Below are 21,897 nucleotides of genomic sequence, written 5' to 3' on the forward strand. Positions count from 1 at the left end.
GCTCCACGAGGTCTTTCGACGACGAATTGCCCCGGTTCCTGGCGTTCAGAGCACGACTCGGGGCCGAGTGACGCTCGTTCCTTGTCGGGTCGTGACGGGCCGTCACTGGACCGAAGTCTGGCGGAAACTCGGCCTGCATCGGCCCGTCAGGGCCACCGAAGGTCCCCAACGCCGAACGGCTCCAGGCGAGGGAGTCCCGCCGCGATTCGCCGCCTCGAGCACGGCCGGGTTGGCTCGAGGTCTTCCGGCAAGGGATCGCACATGGCATCCGGCGCCGGCTCCGTCGCCTCCTCGGCGAGCATCCTGACGCCAGCGGCCGTCACGATCGGCGTCTCGAGTACCCGTTCTTGCATCCAGGCCGAGACGAGGTGTGCTCGAACCGGCGCGGGGACGACGATAGGGTTTCGTCCGACCGCGTCGCCCACTCGCTTCACGAGTTCCGCGACCGTCAGTTCCTCTGGACCCGTGACAGTGACCGTCGTCTCCGAGAGCCGATCCTCGACGATCGATGCCGCCAGCACGTCGACGAGGTCCTCGATCGCCACGGGACGAATCCGGCGCTCGCTAAGCCCGACCCGTGGAAACACCGGAACGGTCACCAGCGAGCGGGCGATCCCCCACAGCATCCGATCCCCCGGCCCGTAGACCACGCCGGGTTTGACGACTGTGTGCTCGAGTCCCGACTGGCGGACGATCCGTTCGGCTTTCCACTTCGATTCGTGGTACGCCCACCCGCAGTCCGGACGTGCGCGCAGGTAGCTCGTGAGGAGGAGTTTCGAGACGCCCGCATCGGCCGCCGCCTCGACGACGGACCTCGTCCCGTCGACGTGGACGGTCTCGTACGTCTGTGTCCCGCGCTCGTAGTTGATCCCCGCGAGATGCGCCACGACGTTGCAGTCGACGAACGCCTCGCGTAGCGCCCGCCGGTCGGTCACGGCGGCTGGGACGAATTCGACGGTCTCACGCTCGAGCAGGTCGGCGTTGCGCTCGTCGATCCCTCGAGCGATCAGTACGAGGTCGTGCCCGTCGTCGCCGAGACGCCGGGCCAGGTGGGACCCCACGAATCCGGTGCCACCCGTGATCGCGATTCTCATCGTCGGGTCCGACGGCGTTCGTCGGGTTAGTAGCGTCGGTCGTGGTCCGTCGGTGGGGCGACGGGGTGGTCCGGTACTGCCGCCGTAGAAACGAATCGTCGCACCGGGTGTTCCGGGTCTTCAGCGATCGCCGGTATCGTACTCGAGTGCCTCCCGACGCAACTCATCGCCGCGCTCGGACTCGACCGTTAGGTCCGGAACCGGCGTCGGCTTGCCGTCGTCGTCGACGGCGACGAACGTGAAGACCGACTCGGTCGTCTTCTCCCGTTCGCCCGTCCGGAGGTCCTCGCGGTAGGTCCGGAGTCGCGTCTTTATGCTCGTCCGACCGGCCTCGAAGACGTACGCCGAGATGAACGCCACGTCGCCGACCTGGATCGGCCGTTCGAAGTTCATTCGGTCGACCCGGGCCGTGACGCAGGTCTCGCCCGAAAACCGCATCGCCGACATCGCGCCGATCTCGTCCATCCAGAGCATGACGTTCCCCCCGTGGGCCGTCTCGAGGTTGTTCGAGTGATTCGGCTGGACCATCTCGCGGTTTTCGATCAGCGTCTCGAGGAGTGCGGTCATCGCTACTGGCTTCTCCGCCCGGGAATCAGTTTCTTTCGATCAGTCGTGGCCGTCCAGGAGCCCCCTCGAGCACCAGCACTTATCACGGTCGCGTGTGGACTCGGGACGAACGAACCGATGGGCGCTCGAGACAGCGGTAGAGGTAGAGATAGAGACAGCTACAGAACCCTACGCCGATGGCTTGGGGTTCCCGGTCAATTACTCGTCGGCGGCCTCGTTCTCGCCGCCATGCTCGGCCTCGCGTGGCTTGCCGCGCGTTCGATCCACGGCCTGACGTTCCGCCTGGCGGGGGTCGTCGTGCTCGGTCTCGTCCTCCCGGCACTGCTTCTCGAGGTGGCCGCGCTGACCGGCACTCAGCGACGGTGATCGGGCGCACTCGAACCGGGAACCGGTATCGTCATCGCTCGCCTACCGCTCGAGGAACATTTCGTTACCCTTCGATACTGGTAAAAGCCGTGAGCGAGTTACCCCGACAATGAGCGATGCAGGTGACGCGACCGTTCCGGACCCGCCCGAACCACCGGAACACAATCGTGGCTCGATTCACGTTCTCGGGACGGCCCACGTCTCCCAGCGGAGCGTCGACGACGTTCACGAGACGATCGACCGCGAGGACCCCGACGTCGTCGCCGTCGAACTCGACGAGGGGCGGTACCGCCAGATGCAGGGCGGAACGCCCGACGACATCGAAGCGAAGGACCTCCTGAGCGGCAACACCGTCTTCCAGTTTCTGGCCTACTGGATGCTTTCGTACGTCCAGTCGCGCCTCGGCGAACAGTTCGACGTCGAACCCGGTGCCGACATGAAGGCGGCCATCGAGGCAGCCGAACGAAACGGCCACGGCGTCGCCCTCGTCGACCGGGACATTCAGGTGACGATCCAGCGGTTCTGGGCACGGCTCACCGCCACCGAGAAGCTCAGGATGGTCGGCGGACTCGCCCTCGGGGTCACTGACCCCCGGACGCTGTCGGTCGCCTTCGGCGGGGTGTTCGGCCTCGCCCTCGGACTCCTCTTTGGAACCCTGTTCGCCACCACGGCCGGCCTCGAGAGCGCACTCGGCCTCGGAATTACGAATCCGACGATGCTCCAGTACGTGGGTGCGCTCGGCATCGGGCTGATCGGCGGACTCTTCGTCGGGTTGCTCTTTCTCCCGTCGCTCGAGCACGCAGACGAGTACACCGGTCGCTTGCTCAGCGGCTCTTCGCTCCGAGTGGTTACGGGTGCCGTGCTCGGCGTCGTCGGAATGGGGGCCCTGGTAGCCACCGAGACGTACGTCGGCCCGTTCGACGCCGGCGCGCTCGAGGCGGCCGGGGACTTCGCTATTCGTGGCGTCGTCAGCGGACTCGTCGGACTCGGGATCGGGGTCGCCATTGGTGCGGCCGTCGGTCTCTTGCTCGACGCGCTCACGGCGGACGTCGACAACATCGAGGAGATCGACATCGAGGAGATGACCGACGGGGACGTCGTCGCCGCCATGATGGAGGAGTTCCGCCGGTTCAGTCCGAGCGGGGCCAACGCGCTGATCGACGAGCGAGACGCCTTTATCGCCCACAAACTCCACACGCTCAGGGGCCAAGGCTACGATGTCGTCGCCGTCGTCGGCGCCGGTCACAAGGCCGGCATCGAACGCTACCTCGCGGCGCCCGAAACCCTGCCGGCTATGGAGTCGATCACCGGAACGGCATCCAGTCGCCGGTTCTCGATCTTCAAGGTCATCGGCTATCTCGTGATGGTCGCGTTCGTCGGCTTCTTCTTCCTCCTGTTGATGGCCGGCGTCCGGGACGCCTTCCTCCTCAAAGTGTTCCTCGCGTGGTTCCTGTTCAACGGCATCTTCGCGTTCACGCTGGCTCGTCTGGCCGGTGCACGCTGGACCAGCGCCGGCGTCGGCGGCGCCATCGCCTGGCTCACGAGCATCAACCCGCTGCTGGCTCCCGGCTGGTTCGCCGGGTACGTCGAACTCCGGTACCGCCCGGTGAACGTCACGGACATCAGGACGCTCAACACCATCATCGGCGACACGTCGAAACCCATCACGGAGTCCATCGAGGAGATGTTCGACGTGCCGCTGTTCCGACTCATCATGATCGTCGCGCTGACGAACGTCGGGAGCATGATCGCGACGTTCCTCTTCCCGCTGGTCGTCTTGCCGTGGCTGGCCGGCGGCGAACTCGGCGGGGTCGACGCGTTGATGAACGAACTCATCAGGGGCGCACAGAACAGCCTCGAGTTGATCTACGAGGTCCTCTCGTGAGCTACGAGCGACCCTCCTCACTCACGTTCAGCGATCGGGAACTCTTCGACCTGGCGCTCGCGTGGATCGTCCTGAGCGTCGCGTTCGCCCTCCTGCTCGCCCCCATCCACCTCGGACGGGCTTCGCCCGGTCACTTCGCGACGATGATCGCGCTGAGCTTCGTCACCGTCGGCGTCGCGTTCTTGCTCCACGAACTCGCTCACAAGGTCGTCGCGGTCCGCTTCGGCCAGGTCGCGGCGTTTCGGGCCGACTACCAGATGCTCTTTCTGGCGATCATGAGCGCGCTGATCGGCTTCCTCTTCGCCGCGCCGGGCGCCGTCTACCACCGGGGACGGATCACCTATCGCGAGAACGGGCTGATCTCGGTCGCCGGTCCGGTGACGAACCTGATCCTCGCCGGGCTCTTCTTGCCGGTACTCGTCGGGACGCGGGCGCTCGAGGGACCCGCACTCCTCCAGCAGATCGGACACATGGGCGTCGTGATCAACCTGTTCCTGGCCGCATTCAACATGATCCCCTTCGGTCCGCTCGACGGCAAGTCCGTCCTCGAGTGGAGCAAGCCGGTCTTCGCGGTGACGTTCGCGACGTGTGCCGGCCTGCTCGCGCTGTTTTACCTCGAGTTCGGCCTCCCGTTCTGACGACCCGTTCTTGTAAGCTAAAACGTCGATTTTAGCCTTCATCGACTTTTTCACCCCTGTTTTCGTACGAACGAGTATGAACAGGCGAGCGATACTGGCCGCACTCGGTGCCACGACGGCGGCCGCGTCGGGCTGTCTGGCCGACGGAGCCAGGCCCTCGAGTGTGGACGACAGAAACGGCGCTGAAAACGGTGGAAACGGTGACAACGATGAAACTGACGGCGGTGGCGGGGACGAGAGCCGCGTCCTCGAGGCGTTCGACGGCGAGCCGACCCGGCCCGAGTGCGACGTCGAGTCGGAGACGGTCGAGGTAGAGTACGGAAATGACCGCGAAGAGCACGAGACGGCCGAAACGATCCCCTACCCCGTCATGCCGGAGGGATTCGACGAAGAGGCGGTGATCGACTACCTCATCGCGTTCGACGAAGCGTACCTCACTCACGACCTGCTGTGTGACCGATCCGGTTCGGGTCGAATCCTCCGCATCGGTCACAACGTTCGAGAACGTGAAACCTTCGACTGGCACGAGGGAGTCACGACCGTCTTCTTGCTGCGTGCAGCCGGCGCGACAGCGGGTGTCTCCGATGACGGAGCGGTCTGGGAGGCCGACATCGGATTCAGCGCGGTCGTCTACGCCATCGACAGAGGTGGCGTCGCGAGAGCCGACCACCGGGACGCGGGTGCTGCCTTCGACCCGGACGAGCGCGAGGCCACGGCTCCGGACCAGCTCGAGGACGGGACGCTGGTGGCGACGTTCGAGGGCGGGGTGACGTTCTGAGCACTCGAGGGCCACCTCATCGAACTGGAACGGTCGACCGCCGCGAACGACCACGCGGTTTGATGGCCGGGCCATCCCTCTTTGTACTCGAGCCATGACCGATATCGATACCGACCACACGATCAGCTACGAGGACGGCAAACTCTACGAGTTCACTCCCGATCTCGAGCCGGCTATCACCGTCGACTCGGGCGAGAGTCTGACCGTCGAGACGGCCGACAGCCTCGAGGGCGCGATCCAGGACGACTCGGACGTCCTCGAGGCGGTCCCCGAGGAGGTGAACGCAGCGACGGGTCCCATCGCGGTCGACGGGGCCTCGCCAGGGGACGTACTCCGGGTCGAGATCGAGGAAATTCGCATCGCGGAGGACGCGGGCCGGGTCGTCACGATCGACGGCTTCGGGTTGCTCGACGGCCACGAGAACGTCGATGCGCCGCGATCGAAGATGACGCCGGTCGAGGACGACGCGCTCACGTTCGAGGACCTCGAGGTCCCGCTCGCGCCGGTGATCGGAACCATCGGCGTCGCCACCGCCGAGGACGGCTACAGCACGCTCGTGCCCCACGACCACGGCGGCAACCTCGACACGACCGACGTCACGGCCGGCAACGCGGTCTACTTCCCCATCTTCCAGGAGGGCGCGATGCTCGCGATGGGCGACTGCAAGGCCGCGATGGCCGACGGCGAGATGTGTGGCACCGGCGCCGAAATCGCCGCCGAGATCGACGTCACCCTCGAGGTGCTCTCCGACCCCGCAACGAGCCTCGAGCGCCCGCTGATCGAGACGAGCGACGCCTGGAAGCCCCTCGCGAGCGCCGAGACGCTCGAGGCGGCCTGCGAGCTCGCGAACCAGGACGCCATCGCCTTGCTCGCCGCCGAGCACGACTTCGACGACACCGAGGCGTATATGTTCTCGAGCCTGGTCGGCGGCCTCGAGATCAGCCAGGTCGTCGACCCGCTGGTCACGGTTCGGAACGCGATCCCGAAGGCCTACCTCTCGAGTCCGTTTTGATCGGGTAGCGATTCGACGGGTTCGCGGTTCATCGTCGCTCTCGTTGCGTGTTTCGCCGTCGACAGTGTTTGGATGCGACCTCCTGTCGACACATCTGCATGGTTAGGCGCAGTCCTCACCTCGATACTCGAGAAGGGACTGGTACGATGTCGAAGACACGACCGACGGTTCGCAATCAGGAGGTCGCACATCGGATACTTGCGAATCCACGACGACGACGGCTCCTCACTACACTCACGGAACGAGGACGGGACACAGTCGACGGTCTCGCCGAGGCGATCGCGAGACGGGAATGCCTGTCGGACGACGACGCCGATGATCGTCGACGCATTCGACGGGACGTTCACGTTTCGCTCGTCCACGTGCACCTGCCGATGGTAGCGGATCAGGGCCTCGTCGAGTACGACAGGGACGAGGGCGACGTTGTATTACTCGAGGGATCGGAGTCCGTCACGTCTGAGGACGCCCTCGAACTGGCTGTCGGTGACGCCTGATCTCTCGAGCGGTTGATCGAACTGCCGCACTCGGCACCGCCGCACGCGACGCCCCCGGACTCGACGCGGCAAACGTGACACCGTCGAACGGACGCGACCGAACGTGACACCGCCACGCGCCATACCGCTACACGCCGTGCCGTCCGTCGACCCGCCCACTCCGACGCTGGACCGGTGACCTTTTGCCCTCGCCCCGTGCTGTCTCGAGCATGACCAACGAGGCGAACGAGGCGGGGGGTGGTTCCGGCGGTGGCGATGGAGACGGTGACGGCGAGCCGGAGGAACTCACCTACGCCGAGACGGGCGTCGACATCGACGCCAGCGAGGACGCCACGGCCGCGCTCCTCGAGGCGTTCGGGAGCGGCATAACGACCGAGTACGCCGGCCTGCTCGACATCGGCGACCGCTACCTCGCGCTGGCGACCGACGGGGTCGGCACCAAGCTCCTCGTCGCCGAGGCCGTCGAGGACTTCTCGACCATTGGCATCGACTGCATCGCGATGAACGTCAACGACCTCGTCGCCGCGGGCGTCGAACCGGTCGCGTTCGTCGACTACCTCGCGGTCGACGAACCCGACGACGACCTCACCGCCGAAATCGGCGAGGGGCTGGCGACCGGTCTCGAAGAAGCGAACCTCACCCTGCTGGGCGGGGAAACCGCGGTCATGCCCGAGGTCGTCACCGGCTTCGACCTGGCCGGAACCTGCGCCGGTCTCGCGCTCAAAGACGAGATTCTCGATGAAGACGCCGAAGCGGGCGACGTCCTCGTCGGCTTCCCCTCGAACGGCATCCACTCGAACGGCCTCACGCTCGCTCGCGAGGCTGTGACCCGGAACCACGACTACGGCGACACCTTTCCGCTGGACCCCGAGGTCACCATCGGCGAGGAACTCCTGCGCCCGACCCGGCTTTACACGCACTTGCTCGAGCCGATGCGACGCCACGACGTTCGAGCCGCCGCACACGTCACGGGCGGCGGGTGGACGAACCTGCTCCGAATGGGCGAGAATCGGTACGTGATCGAGGATCCCCTGCCGGCCCAGCCGATCTTCGAGTTCGTCGCCGAGGAGGGGAATGTCGCCGACGAGGAGATGCACCGCACGTTCAACATGGGGACCGGCTTCGTGGTGGCTCTGGACGAGTCAGACGCCGAGGCGCTCGTCGACGAGACCGACGGGGAGGTCATCGGTCGCGTCGAGGACGGCGACACGGTCGAGATCCGCGGTCTGTCGCTGTCCTGAGCGTCACGCCTCGAGAGCGGCCAGTATTCACTGTATCCACGCCTCGAGCCGCCTACATCCCCGGCGGCGGCCCCTTTCCCGAGTCGTCCTCGAGTTCGACGTCGAGGCCCATCGACTTCCGTTTATCTTCGAGGGCCTTGATCTTCCGGTAGTAGTAGGCGACGCCAGCACCACCGACGGTGACGACCACGAGGACGACGCCAGCGAAGATGAAGACGTCCCGTCCTAGGTAGTACCGGATCGAGATCGAGCTATCGACGTGCTCCCACCGGAGATGCTCCCGATCGTCGACGACCTCCCGTTCGTGCCCGCCCGGGCTCACCGACCCGAAGAGGTAGTTCGTCGATCGATATCCGGCAGGGAGGATGACCTCGTAGGACCCCTCGACGTACGCCGGCAGGTAGAACTGACGCTGGCTCGCGGGCCCGGTGAACGCTAGCGTCCCGTTGCCGTCCGGAACCCGGATGTCGGTGCTCGAGCGGTCCTGATCGACCTCGAGTTCGGAGCCGGTGAGTTCGGTGCCGTTCGGGTACCAGTAGCGGACGGCCCGAACCTCGAGTGGTTCCTCGCGGTAGAGGGTCGACCGGTACAGCGACACGTCTTCGGTGTCGTTCAGGTCGTAGACGGCGCGGAACTCCCCGTCGCTGATGAACGATCCGCTCTCGATGTCGATGGCGACGTCCGCCTCGCGGTCCCGGAGGTCGTCGTACGACTGGGACTCGTCGAGGGTCTCGTCGGAGATGCCGCCGAAGAGCATCGTACACCCGGCGGTCGTCGCGAGCAGGGCGACCGCGAGCGTTGCGAGGACGAGGCGACGGTTGACCGTACTCATGGCTGGCGGTCAGGGAACGACGCAGCGCAACTCCGCCGGCAGGTACGAGCCGATGCTCGAGAGTAGCCCTGGCGGGTCCGTGTCGTCCGTACAGATGACGCTCTGCTCGAGTAAGCCCAGCCGTTCGATCGTGACGTAGTCCTGGGCGTGGCCGGCGCGGTTGAGCGTCGCCCGGACCTCCGCGCGGGTCGCGCTGTTGACGTTCAGGCGACCGGTCCCGCGCGTCCACTCGAAGAGGCGGTCGCGTTCGGCGTCGGTCAGCCGCGATCCGTCCGCCTCGTCCGGTCGGTAGACGAACTGCAACGGAAGGTGTTGGATCAGGCCGAAGCGCTCTCTGACCTGTGCGGGCGACCCCGGTCCCAGACCTAGCTGGTCGGCGGGGATTCGAACCCCGGTCTCGGTTCCGACGTCCAGGACGAATCCATCGTCGTCCCAGGATTCGAGCGTGCCGACGTAGGTTTCGCCGGCCTCGAGGTCGGGGACGATTTCGCCCCACTCCTCGCGGAGGACGTTGCGGGCGACGACGGCGTCTTCGCCCTCGATCGTGACGGAGGGGAAGTCGTCGTGTCGGACGCCGATCTCGAACTCGACGTCGAGTTCGCCGATCTCGTTGTCGACCAGCGATCGCAGGGAGTCCAGCGCCCGCTGGCGAGCGTCGCCGTCGACGTACAGTTTGGTTGCGAGGACGACCATCAGGCGGTGGATTCGACGTTGAGTTCGTCCTCGAGGGCGTCGAGGCGGTCGTCCATCGCCCGGACGAGCCGGCTGTTGTCCATCGATTCGACGGGCGAGCCACACTCGGGGCACTCGAAGCCGAAGTCCATCGCTTCGCCGAACTCGAAGCGGATCGAACAGATCTCACAGAGGTAGAACTCGTGGTTCTGCTCGTACTCCCGGCGGTCGAGGAGGGCGTCGTAGAGCCGGTAGAGTTCCTCCTCGAGGTTCTCCGGGATGTTCTCGTACTCGAACGTCCAGAGGTAGGTGAGCCAGCCGGAATCCTCGTCGCGGAGGCGGCGATAGGTGGCGAGGTCGTTCTCGTACAGGATGAACAGCGCCCGCCGCACGTCGTTCAGTTCGAGGTCCAGCGTCTCGGCGAGTTCCTCGTCGGTCACCTCTCCGTCCGGCGGCGCTGCCGCGACGGGCATCCCCTTGGGACCGACGAGCTCGTGTAAGTACTTCTGGATAACCGGGTCCTCGAGCAGGTCCTCAAAAGCCATTACCCCGTAATAATCGCATGCGGCCATTAAGTCTTGTTACTCGGTTCGCCGACGGCGCGGAGCGTATCGGCGTCGAAATGCGAGCCCGTGCCGCTCGAGTTTAGATGTCTTCGGGGCTGCCCGTCTGCCGACACTCCCCGTCGACCGTCCGTCTGCCGACACTCACTCCTCGTCGGTCGATACGACCCGCTTGCCCGTCTCCATCGGAACCACGCGCCGATTCGCGTCCTCCCACTCGCGCTCGAGCTCGCGCCCCTCGAACAGGCGGTCGAGAAACACGGCCAGTCCCGCGACTTCGGAGTGTGGCTGGTTGGTCACGCCGACGTTCCAGTCGGCTTCCTCGTAGACGTCGAAGGGCACCTTCTCCGCACCGACGACGATCAGGAGGGGGTCGCCGTCCTCGTGGTGGGCCGTTCGAACGCCGTCCTCGACGTCCTGGACGCGCTCGCCGTACATCGTGAGGTGGACGACTTTTCCCTCCCATCCGCGGACGACGCCCTGGGGGGAATCGGTTAACTCGACTGCAAACGGCCCGCCGAAGCGCTCGGTGATGTCCGCGACTGTCTCGAGGGACTGGCCGGCGTTGTCCGGGAGGAGGACGCGGTCGGCGCCCAGCGCTCGGGCTGTCAGGCCGACGTGGGTCGTCATCCGCTCGTCTCGCCCGGGTCGGTGGCCGAGCCGGAGGACGGCGACCTCGGGGTCGCGATGCTCGTTCATACGAACGCGTAGCTGGCTGGGGCATATGTGCGTTCGGATCCGCAATCGCTCCGGCTCGAGACCGCTCGTGGACGCTGGCCGAGAGTCGCTTTCGGCGGTAGCTTTTTGCTCGCACCGGGACACACACCGGCATGCACTCGACGGGACCGCTGGCGGCGCAGGGTGACTCACGATGAAGCCAGGAGCGTGGCTCGAGACCGCTCGCGAGGAGCGGTGGGGAATGCTGGTCGACTTGCTGTTCGCGATTATCTGGGTGACGATCGTCGAACTTCTGTTCAGTTTCCTCGAGGGACCGACGTGGGCGTACTACGCGCTCATGCTCGCTGGGATCGTCGCCTACTTCGCGTTCGTCTGGAACCTCGAACTGGCCCGGGAGTGGTACGGCTCCGGCGAGAAGCGGTGAACGCGGGATTCTCGAGGTCGTCGCCAAACGCGAACCTGGGGGTCGTCACGAACGCGAGATGAGGCCTCGAGACTGCTGCGAGCTGCTACTGAGCGATCGAAACGCGAAAATCGTGAGCGGTAGTGAGTCGACCGTTACTCCTCGACCGACTTCCGGGCGTCGACGACGAGCACCGGAACGGTCGTCGACCGCAGGGTTCGTTCGGTGACGCTACCCAGCAGGGCGCGCCTGACGCCGGAGCGGCCGTGGCTGCCCATGACGACGAGGTCGATGTCGTTGTCCTCGACGTAGTCGGCGATCAGGGCGTGCGGCCGGCCGCCCGAGTAGTGTTCGACCACCGAGAGACCTTTCGCCTCGGCCAGGTCGCGAACGTACCCGGTCGCGGCTTCCGCCTTCTCGCGAAGCTCGGTCATGCCCTGGAAGTCGCCCTGCCTGAGGCGGTCGACCTGTTCCGTCCCGAGCCCGTAGGCGACCGCGTCGGTGTCGACGACGTACAGCGCGTGTACCTCCGCGCCGTACTTCTCCGCGTGGTCGAGTGCGTGCTCGACCGCTACTTCCGCCACGCTGCTACCGTCCGTCGGGATGAGTATGCGTTCGTACATTGATCAGTCGTCCGCAGGGGTGGGTCCGTTTCCGTTCCGTTCCCTGACGACGTCGGCCGCCGTCTTATCTTTGGGCATCGGATCTGGGCTGTGACACTGCCGGACCATCTGCTTGGTCTGGAGGGGCGGTTCGGGCGTCACCAGCGACACGATGATCGTGACGGCGAAGACGACCGGCACGCCGATCAGACCTGAGCCGATGGCAGGCATCCAGGTCTCGAGGAACTCGATTCCCAGGGGTGCGATCTGGAAGTGACCCTCGTTGAACATCGGGATGAGCCAGAGGATCAGCCCGGTGGACATCCCGGCGAGCGCGCCCTGGCGGTTCGTCTTCTCCCACCAGAGACCGAGGAAGAACATCGGGAACAGCACGGTGGCTGCCAGCGAGAACGCGAACGAGACCAGTGCGGCGATTGGAGCCGACGGGTCGAGCGAGAACAGGATCGTCAGCACGCCGAGCGCGACGATGCTCAGTCGGCCGACGAGGACCTGCTGGCGCTGGGTCGCGTCGGGGTTGATGATGTTCGCGTAGATGTCGTGGGAGATCGCCGACGAGCCGGCGATGAACAGTCCGGCGACCGTCGCGACCGCCGCAGCGATGCCGCCTGCCGCGACGAAGCCGACGAGCCAGGTGGGCAGGCCGGCCAGCTGGGTCGCCAACACGACGATGACGTCACCAGCCTCGGCGCTCATGCCCGGGTCACCGTATGCTGGCTGGACCTCGCTGCTGTAGAGGTCGGTCCCGAACGCCGCGTACGCTGGTGCCGAGAGGTACAGCAGACTGATGAAGAACAGTCCCCAGGTGCACGACCAGCGGGCAGTCCGCTCGTTCTCGACCGTGTAGAAGCGAACGAGGACGTGCGGGAGCCCGCAGGTCCCGAAGATCAGGCTGAACGCCGTCGCGATCCAGACGTAGTAACTCTGGTTCACGAACGGCTCGGAGAACTCGGCACTGAGTTCGCTGATCAACATTCCGTACTCGAGCTGAGGGAGGAATGTCGAGTAGCCCGCCGCCCAGCCCGTCACTAGCAGCCCGATCAGGAACGCGCCGATGAGGATGACGTACTGGAGGACCATCGTTTTGGTCGCCCCGAGCATCCCCGACAGCGAGAGGTACGCGATCGTGATGACCATGAAGATGACCATCATCGCCTGATAGCCGCTCAATCCCGGGATTCCGGGGTCGCCGAGGATGTAAAGGCCGACCAGCCCCATCCCACGGGCTTGCCCGAGCGCGTAGACGAATCCGATGAGGAACGTCGTGATCGCCGCGATGGCGCGGGCGGCGTCGGAGTTGAATCGGTCACCGATGAAGTCGGGTGCGGTGTACTTCCCGAACCGGCGCATCTGGGCGGCCAGGAAGATGAGCAGCACGAAGTAGCCGGCGGTCCAGCCGACGACGAACGCCAGGCCGTAGATCCCTGATAGCGCGATTAGTGAGGCCATTCCGAGGTACGACGCAGCCGACATCCAGTTGGAGCCGATGGCCATCCCGTTCTCGACGTTCCCGATTGATCGACCAGCGACCCACATGTCTGCCGTATCCGCCACTTTGTAGAAGACGCCGGCCGCCAGGAACAGCCCCATCATCGCGATGACGATGATTGCCGGGAGCAGCTTGAACCCGATGTTCAGCCCTTCGGGAAGCAACTCCTGGTCAGACTGTAGTACGACGGATGCGTCCCCGAGCAGCGAGAGTGCCGCCAACGCGAGGCCGTTCATCGATTGACACCTCCGTCGGTCGCCGCTGCCTCCGAACTGGTATCGGTACGCCCTGTCTCCGTCGCCTGTATCTGCTCGATTCCGTACTTCTCGTCGATCTTGTCGCGCTTACGCACGTACCAGACCGACAACAGTAGTGCGCCGCCCGGACCGCCGATCGCGATCAGGAAGTAGTGAAGCGGGAATCCCAGCCCCGGAATCGGCTGGGTCATCAGGTCCGGCGCCAGCCGTGTCGCGGTGATCGGTCCGAAGACGATCACCGCCCAGAGGAAGAATCCCGTCAGGATGACCCGGTTGTGATCCCGCATGAACGGGGTTCCCGGCTTCAGCAGGTTTATCTCGACGTCCAGGTAGTCGATCTCTTTCTCTCGTTCGATGTCAGAACGGCCGCCGTCTGTCGCGACGGTCCGTTCCTCGCGCTCCGATTCGTGAGTGGTATTATCTGGCATTGTATCGTTCGTGTATCGTGTGCTGTGATTGTGGTCTCGATAATCGATAAGCGGTGATCTACCCAGGCCCCTCCTCAGTCGTCCCCAACCTGGGCAGCGATGTCCTCGACGACGTCGGGATTCCGGAGCGTCGAGGTGTCGCCGAGTTCGTTGCCCGAGGCGATGTCCTCGAGCAACCGGCGCATGATCTTGCCCGACCGAGTTTTGGGGAGTTCGGGCGTGACGATCACTTCTTCGGGCCGGGCGATGGGTCCGATGGCATCCTCTACCCCCTCGACGATGCGCGACTCGAGACTGTCGTCGTCCGTGTAGCCGTCCTCGGGGATGACGTAGGCGTAGACGGCTTCGCCTTTGATGTCGTGGTCACCGCCGACGACGGCGGCCTCGGCAACGCCCTCGACGCCGACGATGGCGCTCTCGATTTCCATCGTCCCCAGGCGGTGCCCGGAGACGTTGATGACGTCGTCGACGCGCCCGAGGATGGTGATGTAGCCATCCTCGTCGATTTTCGCGCCGTCTTCGGGGAAGTACAACCACTCGTCGGCCTCCTCGTCGGAGTACTCCTGCCAGTACTCGCTGAGGAAGCGCTCGTCGTTGTTGTACAGCGTGCGCAGCATCCCGGGCCACGGGTTATTGACGGTGAGATAGCCGGCATTCCCCGCCTCAACCTGATCGCCGCTGGCGTCGACGATTCTGGCGTCGATGCCGGGCAACGGCGGCCCGGCCGACCCGGGTTTCATCTCGCCGACGCCAGGGAGCGTGGTGATCATCATCCCGCCCGTCTCCGTTTGCCACCAGGTGTCGACGATGGGACACTCGGCGTCGCCGATGTGGTCGTAGTACCACTGCCAGGCGCGGGGGTTGATCGGCTCGCCCACGGTCCCGAGCAGGCGCAGACTCGAGAGGTCGTGCTGATCGGGGTACTGCTTGCCCCACTTCATGAACGCCCGGATGGCGGTGGGGGCGGTGTAGAAGATATCCACATTATTTTTCTCGACGAGTTCCCACAGCCGATCTTTCTCGGGGTAGTCGGGCGTCCCCTCGTACATCACGGTGGTGGTCCCGAGCGCGAGCGGACCGTAGACGATGTAGGAGTGGCCAGTGATCCAGCCGATGTCGGCCGCACACCAGTAGGTGTCCTCGGGCTTGACGTCCAGAACGGCGTGAGAGGTCCAGGCGGCATAGGACAGATAGCCCCCCGTGGTGTGTTTTACCCCCTTGGGCTGGCCGGTGGTACCCGAGGTGTACATCAGGAACAGCATGTCCTCGGCGTCTCGAGAGACCGGCTCGACCGTCTCGCCTTCGTGAGCCTCGACCAGGTCGGCGTAGTCTCGCTGGTTCTCACTCAGCGAGTGCGACTGGTCGTCGCCGAGGCGGTCGACGACGACCGTCTCGACGTCGTGATCGACGCCCTCGAGTCCCTCGTTGGCTTTCGAGAGGTGGTCGAGCGGATCGCCACGGCGGTAGTAGCCGTCGCAGGTGAGCAGGTACTCGCTGTCGGCGGCGTTCATCCGGGTGGCGAGCGCGTCAGCGGAGAAGCCGGCGAAGACGACGCTATGCGGCGCCCCAATGCGCGCACACGCGAGCATCGCGATGGGCAACTCCGGAATCATCGGCAGGTAGAGGGTGACGACGTCGTCCTCCTCGACGCCGAGTTCTCGAAGGCTGGCCGCAAACGCCTCGACCTCGTACAGCAGGTCGCTGTAGGTGTACGTTCGGGTTTCCCCGAGTTCACCCTCCCACTTGATCGCCGCCCGATTCTTCGCGCCCTCCTCGACGTGGCGATCGAGACAGTTGTACGACGCGTTGAGTTCGCCGCCGGTGAACCACCGGTAAAACGGCGCGTCGTCGTCCTCGAGTACTGTCTCATACTCCTGGTTCCAGGAGAGCAGGTCTGCAGCGCGCTCCCAGCACTCCGGCCAGTTCTCCTCGAACTCCTCGTAAACCCCCGGATCGCTCACGTTCGCTTGCTCGACGAACGCCTCCGGCGGGTCGTAGGTCTCCCCCTCGGCCAACCGTGCCTCGAGTGCAGGTTCTTCCTGTGCCATGTTACACTACAGCAATACGAGATAAGGGGGGTAAATACCGACTCTAGGTGAGCAAAATCACGTCGGGTAGGGAACTCGAGTAATCAGTTGAATGAGGTTAATTTGACGATTATTCGGGGTATTCACGGATGGAATATATTCTGGACGCAACCCGAACGTGTTCGAGACGAAGATTTCCAACTCCAGAGCAGCGTATGGGCGGCGAGCGACTCGCCGTATCTAGATAGTTAGGGCCGGTCGTCGAAGAACGTCCGCAGCAGTTCGTGCTGACCTTTTCTGAGGTGGTTGTGCAGGGTTGGCGAGGAGACGTCCATCGCGTCGGCAATCTCCTCGGCCGTGCTCTCGCGCGGCCAGTCGTAGTAGCCGCCGAAGTACGCCGCTCGAAGCGCGGCCTCCTGGCGGTCGGTGAGTCGTTCTTCCAGGCCCGTTCGGAACGCGCGGGCCGTCTGGACGGAACGCTCGACCTGGCGCTTCCCGACGAGTTCCGACGCGGGAAACGCGGCACGCAGGCCATCGACGACGGTTCTGACGTCGGTATCACTCGCACATTCGGCCGTGATCGTCGTCGTCCCGTCCCGGGTCACCGACTCGAGCACGGTCACGCCGTACTCCATCAGCGTGAGCGCCGGCGAGGAGCCCTCGACGACGAACTCGAGGCGGCTCCCATCCGCGTAGGTATCGATTACCCGGCACTCTCGAATGCCGGCGTCCGATTCGGCGTGCTCGAAGACGGCTGCCGGAGTGGCGTCGGTGACGTGGACGTAGTATAGCTGGGTGTGATCGTTGATGGGGACGAGCGAGTCGAGTTCGAACCGACAGCCGAGTCGAGCGCTCACGTCGACGAAGAACGACGCCGCGTCTCGGCAGGCGAACTCGAGTTCGATCACTGCGTCGGAGAGCAGGAGGTTGCGTCGTCGGACGGCCGCAATGGTGTGACCGACCTGGGAACCCAGGGTCTCGAGCCAGGCCCGTTCCCGTTCGCCGACCGTCTCGCGCGCCGTTCCGAGGATCAGCGTCCCGTAGACGGTGTCGCCGTAGCGGACGGATACCGCCAGGAGCGTTCCGCCGAAATCCTCGGTCGAGACGTTCGTCTGGACGCTTCCGTCGTCCAGGTCGTCGTGGTCCACGCCGTTGGCTTCCTCGAGAGCTGCCTGCAAGCGTTCGATCGTCGCGTCCTCGAGGCCGCTCGCGGCGTACCACTCCCGGCGGGTTCTCGAGGCGGTCGTTCGGTCGATCCAGGCGAGTTCGTACGGCCCCTCGTCGACGAGCGCGCGACAGACCGCCGTTTCGACGGCCTCGTGCGTAGAGGCCTCGAGCAACGCGTCCGTGACCGCTCGAGCGGGTTCGAACCGGTGCCGATGGCCGAGAGTCGAATCCTGGCACGCGAGAACGACGAACCCACGGCTTCCATCAGCGTCAACGGGGACGATCGTTTCCCACACGCGCGTCCGCGACCCGTCTGCTCGGCAGCGCCAGCCGTCGGCGTCGACTCCGTTTTCGTCGCGCGCGGTCTCGAGCAGCCGATCGGGAACGCCCTCCTCGACGGCTGCGTCCGGAAAGAGGATTCGGACGTGCGAGCTGATCACGTCCTCTTCTGTGTAACCGAAGCAGTCGGCCGCCCCCTCGCTCCAGCGGTCGATGCGTCCGTCGGAATCGAGGTGGAACCAGGCGTATCGGTCGGACCCCTCGAGTACGTCCTGCAGTGCCTCTACCGTCGAGTTCTCGGCCGGTTCACTCGCTCGTTCTTGCATCGGTCGACCACCGTTCGAGAGGGCCGAGAGGGTCGACGAACGGTCCGGCGTGCCACCCGTTTCGAGCGGTTCGAACGCCCGAACCAGCTCGTCGGGCGTTGGGCTGGGGAGGTAGGGCTCGAGTGCTTCGAAACTCTGCCAGCCACCGGCGGCTTTGACGGCTCGCGGGTTGCGTGTTTCGCGAAGCGCACGTTCCGCGAAAAAGCGGCGTAAATCACTCGAGGAGACGGTTTCGAGCGCCGAATCGTCGAACCGCTCGCTCGCTCGGGTGCTCACCTCGGCGACGAGCATCTGGACGCGACGCGGCGTGACGGGAACGAGGCGGTCGTCGTCGCCGATACCGTTGCCGTGGGCGTACTGGCGAAGCGCTCGTTCGACCCGTGTTGGGAGGTAAGCGACTCGAGCGGGGTCGTCGACTGATTCCGTCGAGTCGGGGACGGCGAGCCCGTATCGTGGTGGGTCGGCGCGAAGTTGCCGGACGCAACTCGGCGTCAATCGGACGACCTCCGCCGGGCGAAGGCCGACGTCGCCGCACAGCCGAACGACGAGGGCCTGACGGTGAGTTTCGGCGGCGTTCAACAGCGCCTCGTACCGAGTCGCCGTCAGCACCGTCGATACACCATCGGCCATGTTTCGTGTTCTCGAGTAACGCGAATATAAGTATGTCCTTCTTTCGCCGTTACCACTCATTGTGCGTCGTTATCGCTGGAGTGGGTGTCGTTCCCTCGAGGCGTCCTCGTTATCACTCGAGTCGGTTGTAAACGACCAGAATCCGTATGTACCGTCGATCTTCGCTTCTCCGGAAATAGCGAAATACTACTGGTCACGAACTGCCGACTGGATCTCCCCGACGATCTCCGGATTCCGCAACGCGCTCGTATCACCCAGCGGTTCGTCGTTCGTCACGTCCTCGAGGAGGCGGCGCATGATCTTGCCCGAGCGGGTCTTTGGCAACTCGGGCGTGAACACGACGGTTTCGGGCCGGGCGATGGGCCCAATTTCGGTCTCGACGGCCTCGAGAATCCGGCGTTCGAGGGCGTCGCCGTCGTCGGTGGCCCCTTCGGTACTCACGTAGGCGTAGACGTCGCCGCCGTTGGACCCGCCGACGACAGCCGCCTCGGCGATGCCCTCGACGCCGGCGATAGCGGATTCGAGTTCCATCGTGCTGACCTGGTGGCCGGCGATGTTGAGTACGTCGTCGACGCGCCCGAGGATCGTGAGGTAGCCGTCCTCGTCCGCCCGGGCAGCGTCGCCGCTGGCGTAGCGCCACTCGCCGGCGTCGGGGTCGGAAAACTGCCGCCAGTACTCCGCGACGTACCGCTCGTCGTCGTCGTAGAGCGTCTCGGCCATTCCTGGCCACGGACGCTCGAGCGTCAGGTAGCCCGTCTCTCCGGGGTCAACTCCAGTTCCGTCGCTGTCGAGCAGGTCGACCTGAATGCCCGGCAACGGCGGCCCCGCGGACCCGGGCTTCATCTCGTCGACGCCTGGCACCGTCGAAATCGCGATGCCGCCGGTCTCGGTCTGCCACCAGGTGTCGACGATGGGACACTCGCCACCGCCGACGTGCTCGCGATACCAGTGCCAGGCGCGGGGATTGATCGGTTCGCCGACGCTCCCGAGTAACCGGAGGCTCGAGAGGTCGTGGCGCTCGGGGTACTGTTTCCCCCACTTCATGAACGCGCGGACGGCCGTCGGCGCCGTGTAGAAGACGTCGACGGCCATCCGCTCGACGATCTCCCAGAGCCGGTCGCGGTCGGGGTAGTCGGGCGTCCCCTCGTACATCACACTCGTTGTACCCAGCGCGAGCGGACCGTAGACGATGTAGGAGTGACCGGTAATCCAGCCGATGTCCGCCGCACACCAGTAGGTGTCCTCGGGTTTGACGTCGAGGACGGTACGGGCGGTCCAGGCCGCGTAGGCCAGGTAGCCGCCGGTGGAGTGGACGACGCCTTTCGGTTCGCCAGTCGTGCCCGACGTGTACATCAGGAAGAGCATGTCGTCGGCGTCTCGCGAGACCGGTTCCACGGTTTCCCGGGAGTGGGCCTCGAGCAACGCGTCGTAATCGTACTCGTTCGAGCCGAGGACGTGGGGGAGTTCGTCCCCGAGGCGGTCGACGACGACGGTCGTGACGTCCGCGTCGATCGAGAGGACGGCATTGTCGGCCTTGCTCTTCTGGTTGAACGCGTCGCCGCGGCGGTAGTAGCCGTCGCAGGTGAGCAGGTACTCGCTGTCGGCGGCGTCCATCCGGGTCGCCAGCGCGGCCGCCGACAGCCCGGCGAAGACGACCGAGTGGGGGGCGCCGATTCGGGCACAGGCGAGCATCGCGATCGGGAGTTCGGGAATCATCGGGAGGTAGATCGTCACGACGTCGTCCTCTTCGACGCCCAGCTCGCGCAGGGCTGCCGCACACTCGTTCACCTCGACGTAGAGTTCCCGATAGGTGAACGTTCGACGCTCGCCGTCTTTTCCCTCCCAGCGAATCGCCGCGTGGTTCTTCCGGCCGGACTCGAGGTGGCGATCGAGGCAGTTGTACGAGGCGTTGAGCGTTCCCCCGGGGAACCAGCGATAGAAGGGCGGGTTCTCGTCGTCGAGGACGGCCGCGTAGGGGTCGTCCCACTCGAGTAACTCGCCGGCCCGGTCCCAGCACTCGGGCCACGTCCGCTCGAAGGCGTCCGTGAGATCCTCGTCGACGTTCGCCTGCTCAACGAAGGACGCCGGTGGCGAGTGGCTCGACTCGTCGTTCGAGGCCCCGTCGCTCGGAACCTCGTCTCTGTCTCCCATTCTATGTGAATCTGATGGAAGTGATACGAATAAGCGTTCTGTCGGCGGCGAACGAGAGCGTCGACCGATACCAGCTTACCGGGCGCTCACAGAGAGAAAGGGGGAGGGGCAGGGACGGGGGAGGAGGGTGAGAGGATCAGAACAGGTTGGCCTGCTGGTAGACCGACAGCCCCTCGCCCGTGATCTCGTAGGGCTTTTTCTCCCGGGAGTGATTCGCGTCCCGAATCTTCTGGATCTCGATCGCCAGTCGCGTCTCGCGGAAGTCATCCGGGCGCACGTACTGCAGGACGAACACGGCGTCGGTGAGGTACTCGACGATTCCGTACCGGGAGGCGTACGGCGAGGTTTCCGACACCTCGCTCGTCAGCATCGCCGTGACGCCCGCCTCCTTGAGGCTGCGCGTGAAGTCGTAGATTTCGTTGCGGCGCTTCGCCCGGTCCTCGTACATCATCTCGAGCAGCGAGACGGAGTCGAGGACGAGCCGCGACGCGCCGAAGTCCTCGATGAGTCGGGGGAGGTCGTTCCGGATCGACGTGAGGCTATTCGCCATCTCGATCGGGTCGACGCCGACGACCGCGAGCTGGCCCGTCTCGACGTACTCCTCGAACGGGTAGCCCTTCTCGGTGGCGCTGTTGATCACTCGTTCGCGGCTCTCCTCGAGTGTGATGAACACGGCGTTCTCGCCGTTCTCGAGGCCGTAGTGGAGGAACTGGAGGCCGAACGTGGTCTTGCCGGTGCCGGCGGGGCCCATCGCGACCATGAGCGTGCGTTCGGGGATGCCGCCCTGGATCATTCGATCGAGGCCGTCGATCCCCAGGTCGATCCGCGGTAACTCGCTGTCGACGTCCGCTTCGAAGTCGGTTTCCTCTGGCCCGCCGAGGTCGAAGTCGAGGTCGTCGAAGCCGTCCGGCCCTGCCAGGGTATCCCCCGGAGGCGCCGTTCCGGTGCCGACGTCCGGCATCTCGACGTTGTCGAGGGCGCTGCCGAAGTCCTCGTCGAATAGCGAGGTCGAGGAATCGTCCGAGTTGTCGCCATCCTCGGTTTCCGAGGCGTCGACATCGTCTTCTGCTCGGTCGCCGTCACCCTCTTTCGCCCGGTCGTCGCCCTCCTCTTCCTCGCCGTCGTCGGTCTCGTTTTCGCGTTCCTCGAGGGCGCGTTCGAACCAGTCGTCCTCGAGCTCTTCACCCATCGTAACCACTCCGCAGGGGGGTTCGCGTCCGGGGTTGGAGGTCGGCAGGGTGGTCCATGGCTGTCGTCGCGTTCGGGCGGCGACGTTCGTTTCCGGGGAAACGCCCCAGAA

General features: G+C 65.2%; 21 protein-coding genes. 8 read left to right on the forward strand and 13 right to left on the reverse strand.

What is annotated here, in order from left to right:
* Positions 1-146: 146 nt before the first annotated feature.
* Together ACFQS4_RS18295 and ACFQS4_RS18300 are read right to left on the reverse strand one after the other, a co-directional pair.
* The gene (locus ACFQS4_RS18295; RefSeq protein WP_500195171.1) at positions 147-1,094 is read right to left on the reverse strand and encodes an NAD-dependent epimerase/dehydratase family protein; all 948 of its coding nucleotides are present in this window, start codon (positions 1,092-1,094) and stop codon (positions 147-149) included.
* A 120-nt stretch (positions 1,095-1,214) separates the two neighbouring features.
* Positions 1,215-1,661 carry an acyl-CoA thioesterase gene (locus ACFQS4_RS18300; protein ID WP_312909603.1) on the reverse strand — a complete coding sequence of 149 codons (447 nt, stop codon included), beginning with the start codon at positions 1,659-1,661 and terminating at the stop codon, positions 1,215-1,217.
* 228 nt (positions 1,662-1,889) lie between these two features.
* On the opposite strand from ACFQS4_RS18300, the gene ACFQS4_RS18305 reads away from it, so the two are divergent.
* The 7 genes from ACFQS4_RS18305 to purM all read left to right on the forward strand — a co-directional run bounded on the left by ACFQS4_RS18305 (position 1,890) and on the right by purM (position 8,075).
* Positions 1,890-2,027, forward strand: a complete 138-nt coding sequence (locus ACFQS4_RS18305; protein ID WP_500195174.1) for a hypothetical protein — start codon at positions 1,890-1,892, stop codon at positions 2,025-2,027.
* Between the two features lie 109 nt (positions 2,028-2,136).
* Positions 2,137-3,912 carry a TraB/GumN family protein gene (locus ACFQS4_RS18310; protein ID WP_500195176.1) on the forward strand — a complete coding sequence of 592 codons (1,776 nt, stop codon included), beginning with the start codon at positions 2,137-2,139 and terminating at the stop codon, positions 3,910-3,912.
* Positions 3,909-4,550, forward strand: coding sequence for a zinc metalloprotease (locus ACFQS4_RS18315; RefSeq protein ID WP_500195178.1), 642 nt, complete (start codon positions 3,909-3,911; stop codon positions 4,548-4,550). Before ACFQS4_RS18310 ends, ACFQS4_RS18315 begins: the two co-directional genes overlap by 4 nt.
* Before the next feature lie 76 nt (positions 4,551-4,626).
* Positions 4,627-5,328 (forward strand): hypothetical protein, encoded by a 702-nt coding sequence (locus ACFQS4_RS18320; protein ID WP_500195180.1) that lies wholly within the window; start codon positions 4,627-4,629, stop codon positions 5,326-5,328.
* Between the two features lie 94 nt (positions 5,329-5,422).
* The gene (locus ACFQS4_RS18325) at positions 5,423-6,340 is read left to right on the forward strand and encodes an acetamidase/formamidase family protein (RefSeq protein WP_500195182.1); all 918 of its coding nucleotides are present in this window, start codon (positions 5,423-5,425) and stop codon (positions 6,338-6,340) included.
* A gap of 146 nt (positions 6,341-6,486) precedes the next feature.
* Entirely contained in the window at positions 6,487-6,834 is a 348-nt protein-coding gene (locus tag ACFQS4_RS18330; RefSeq protein ID WP_500195184.1) for a DUF7344 domain-containing protein, read from the forward strand.
* A gap of 209 nt (positions 6,835-7,043) precedes the next feature.
* On the forward strand, positions 7,044-8,075 hold the full coding sequence (purM, locus tag ACFQS4_RS18335) for a phosphoribosylformylglycinamidine cyclo-ligase (protein WP_500195186.1): 1,032 nt from the start codon (positions 7,044-7,046) through the stop codon (positions 8,073-8,075).
* A 52-nt stretch (positions 8,076-8,127) separates the two neighbouring features.
* Here purM and ACFQS4_RS18340 read toward each other — a convergent pair whose 3' ends face one another.
* The 4 genes from ACFQS4_RS18340 to ACFQS4_RS18355 all read right to left on the reverse strand — a co-directional run bounded on the left by ACFQS4_RS18340 (position 8,128) and on the right by ACFQS4_RS18355 (position 10,841).
* Positions 8,128-8,907: a DUF5803 family protein gene (locus ACFQS4_RS18340; protein WP_500195188.1), complete on the reverse strand. Its 780-nt coding sequence runs from the start codon at positions 8,905-8,907 to the stop codon at positions 8,128-8,130.
* Between the two features lie 9 nt (positions 8,908-8,916).
* Complete coding sequence (locus ACFQS4_RS18345; protein WP_500195190.1) at positions 8,917-9,600, reverse strand: DUF2110 family protein; 684 nt, start codon at positions 9,598-9,600, stop codon at positions 8,917-8,919.
* On the reverse strand, positions 9,600-10,124 hold the full coding sequence (locus ACFQS4_RS18350; RefSeq protein WP_254158196.1) for a transcription factor: 525 nt from the start codon (positions 10,122-10,124) through the stop codon (positions 9,600-9,602). The genes ACFQS4_RS18345 and ACFQS4_RS18350 overlap by 1 nt, the downstream gene beginning before the upstream one ends.
* 162 nt (positions 10,125-10,286) lie before the next feature.
* Positions 10,287-10,841, reverse strand: coding sequence for a tRNA (cytidine(56)-2'-O)-methyltransferase (locus tag ACFQS4_RS18355; protein WP_500195192.1), 555 nt, complete (start codon positions 10,839-10,841; stop codon positions 10,287-10,289).
* A 172-nt stretch (positions 10,842-11,013) separates the two neighbouring features.
* On the opposite strand from ACFQS4_RS18355, the gene ACFQS4_RS18360 reads away from it, so the two are divergent.
* On the forward strand, positions 11,014-11,244 hold the full coding sequence (locus ACFQS4_RS18360) for a DUF8119 family protein (protein WP_500195194.1): 231 nt from the start codon (positions 11,014-11,016) through the stop codon (positions 11,242-11,244).
* 134 nt (positions 11,245-11,378) lie between these two features.
* Here the strand turns inward: ACFQS4_RS18360 and ACFQS4_RS18365 are convergent, their stop codons facing one another.
* The 7 genes from ACFQS4_RS18365 to ACFQS4_RS18395 all read right to left on the reverse strand — a co-directional run bounded on the left by ACFQS4_RS18365 (position 11,379) and on the right by ACFQS4_RS18395 (position 21,786).
* A complete protein-coding gene (locus ACFQS4_RS18365) occupies positions 11,379-11,846 on the reverse strand; it encodes a universal stress protein (RefSeq protein ID WP_254158193.1) in 468 nt (155 codons plus the stop codon).
* A 3-nt stretch (positions 11,847-11,849) separates the two neighbouring features.
* Positions 11,850-13,568: a VC_2705 family sodium/solute symporter gene (locus ACFQS4_RS18370; RefSeq protein ID WP_500195195.1), complete on the reverse strand. Its 1,719-nt coding sequence runs from the start codon at positions 13,566-13,568 to the stop codon at positions 11,850-11,852.
* On the reverse strand, positions 13,565-14,017 hold the full coding sequence (locus ACFQS4_RS18375) for a DUF4212 domain-containing protein (protein ID WP_500195197.1): 453 nt from the start codon (positions 14,015-14,017) through the stop codon (positions 13,565-13,567). Before ACFQS4_RS18375 ends, ACFQS4_RS18370 begins: the two co-directional genes overlap by 4 nt.
* A gap of 74 nt (positions 14,018-14,091) precedes the next feature.
* A complete protein-coding gene (acs, locus tag ACFQS4_RS18380) occupies positions 14,092-16,065 on the reverse strand; it encodes an acetate--CoA ligase (protein WP_500195199.1) in 1,974 nt (657 codons plus the stop codon).
* Positions 16,066-16,292: 227 nt separating this feature from the next.
* Entirely contained in the window at positions 16,293-18,446 is a 2,154-nt protein-coding gene (locus ACFQS4_RS18385; protein ID WP_500195201.1) for a bacterio-opsin activator domain-containing protein, read from the reverse strand.
* Positions 18,447-18,632: 186 nt separating this feature from the next.
* Positions 18,633-20,597, reverse strand: coding sequence for an acetate--CoA ligase (acs, locus tag ACFQS4_RS18390; protein WP_500195204.1), 1,965 nt, complete (start codon positions 20,595-20,597; stop codon positions 18,633-18,635).
* 136 nt (positions 20,598-20,733) lie between these two features.
* Complete coding sequence (locus ACFQS4_RS18395) at positions 20,734-21,786, reverse strand: KaiC domain-containing protein (RefSeq protein WP_500195208.1); 1,053 nt, start codon at positions 21,784-21,786, stop codon at positions 20,734-20,736.
* Between the last annotated feature and the right edge of the window lie 111 nt (positions 21,787-21,897).

Source organism: Saliphagus sp. GCM10025317 (assembly GCF_042663665.1).
Lineage (GTDB): Archaea > Halobacteriota > Halobacteria > Halobacteriales > Natrialbaceae > Natronosalvus.

Coding starts and splice junctions, on each gene's coding strand:
- ACFQS4_RS18340 (WP_500195188.1), bottom strand. CDS start 8,907: ATGAGTACGGTCAACCGTCGCCTCGTCCTCGCAACGCTCGCGGTCGCC.
- ACFQS4_RS18305 (WP_500195174.1), top strand. CDS start 1,890: ATGCTCGGCCTCGCGTGGCTTGCCGCGCGTTCGATCCACGGCCTGACG.
- ACFQS4_RS18295 (WP_500195171.1), bottom strand. CDS start 1,094: ATGAGAATCGCGATCACGGGTGGCACCGGATTCGTGGGGTCCCACCTG.
- ACFQS4_RS18320 (WP_500195180.1), top strand. CDS start 4,627: ATGAACAGGCGAGCGATACTGGCCGCACTCGGTGCCACGACGGCGGCC.
- ACFQS4_RS18355 (WP_500195192.1), bottom strand. CDS start 10,841: ATGAACGAGCATCGCGACCCCGAGGTCGCCGTCCTCCGGCTCGGCCAC.
- ACFQS4_RS18365 (WP_254158193.1), bottom strand. CDS start 11,846: ATGTACGAACGCATACTCATCCCGACGGACGGTAGCAGCGTGGCGGAA.
- purM (WP_500195186.1), top strand. CDS start 7,044: ATGACCAACGAGGCGAACGAGGCGGGGGGTGGTTCCGGCGGTGGCGAT.
- ACFQS4_RS18375 (WP_500195197.1), bottom strand. CDS start 14,017: ATGCCAGATAATACCACTCACGAATCGGAGCGCGAGGAACGGACCGTC.
- ACFQS4_RS18395 (WP_500195208.1), bottom strand. CDS start 21,786: ATGGGTGAAGAGCTCGAGGACGACTGGTTCGAACGCGCCCTCGAGGAA.
- ACFQS4_RS18325 (WP_500195182.1), top strand. CDS start 5,423: ATGACCGATATCGATACCGACCACACGATCAGCTACGAGGACGGCAAA.
- acs (WP_500195199.1), bottom strand. CDS start 16,065: ATGGCACAGGAAGAACCTGCACTCGAGGCACGGTTGGCCGAGGGGGAG.
- ACFQS4_RS18310 (WP_500195176.1), top strand. CDS start 2,137: ATGAGCGATGCAGGTGACGCGACCGTTCCGGACCCGCCCGAACCACCG.
- ACFQS4_RS18300 (WP_312909603.1), bottom strand. CDS start 1,661: ATGACCGCACTCCTCGAGACGCTGATCGAAAACCGCGAGATGGTCCAG.
- acs (WP_500195204.1), bottom strand. CDS start 20,597: ATGGGAGACAGAGACGAGGTTCCGAGCGACGGGGCCTCGAACGACGAG.
- ACFQS4_RS18330 (WP_500195184.1), top strand. CDS start 6,487: ATGTCGAAGACACGACCGACGGTTCGCAATCAGGAGGTCGCACATCGG.
- ACFQS4_RS18360 (WP_500195194.1), top strand. CDS start 11,014: ATGAAGCCAGGAGCGTGGCTCGAGACCGCTCGCGAGGAGCGGTGGGGA.
- ACFQS4_RS18370 (WP_500195195.1), bottom strand. CDS start 13,568: ATGAACGGCCTCGCGTTGGCGGCACTCTCGCTGCTCGGGGACGCATCC.
- ACFQS4_RS18345 (WP_500195190.1), bottom strand. CDS start 9,600: ATGGTCGTCCTCGCAACCAAACTGTACGTCGACGGCGACGCTCGCCAG.
- ACFQS4_RS18350 (WP_254158196.1), bottom strand. CDS start 10,124: ATGGCTTTTGAGGACCTGCTCGAGGACCCGGTTATCCAGAAGTACTTA.
- ACFQS4_RS18385 (WP_500195201.1), bottom strand. CDS start 18,446: ATGGCCGATGGTGTATCGACGGTGCTGACGGCGACTCGGTACGAGGCG.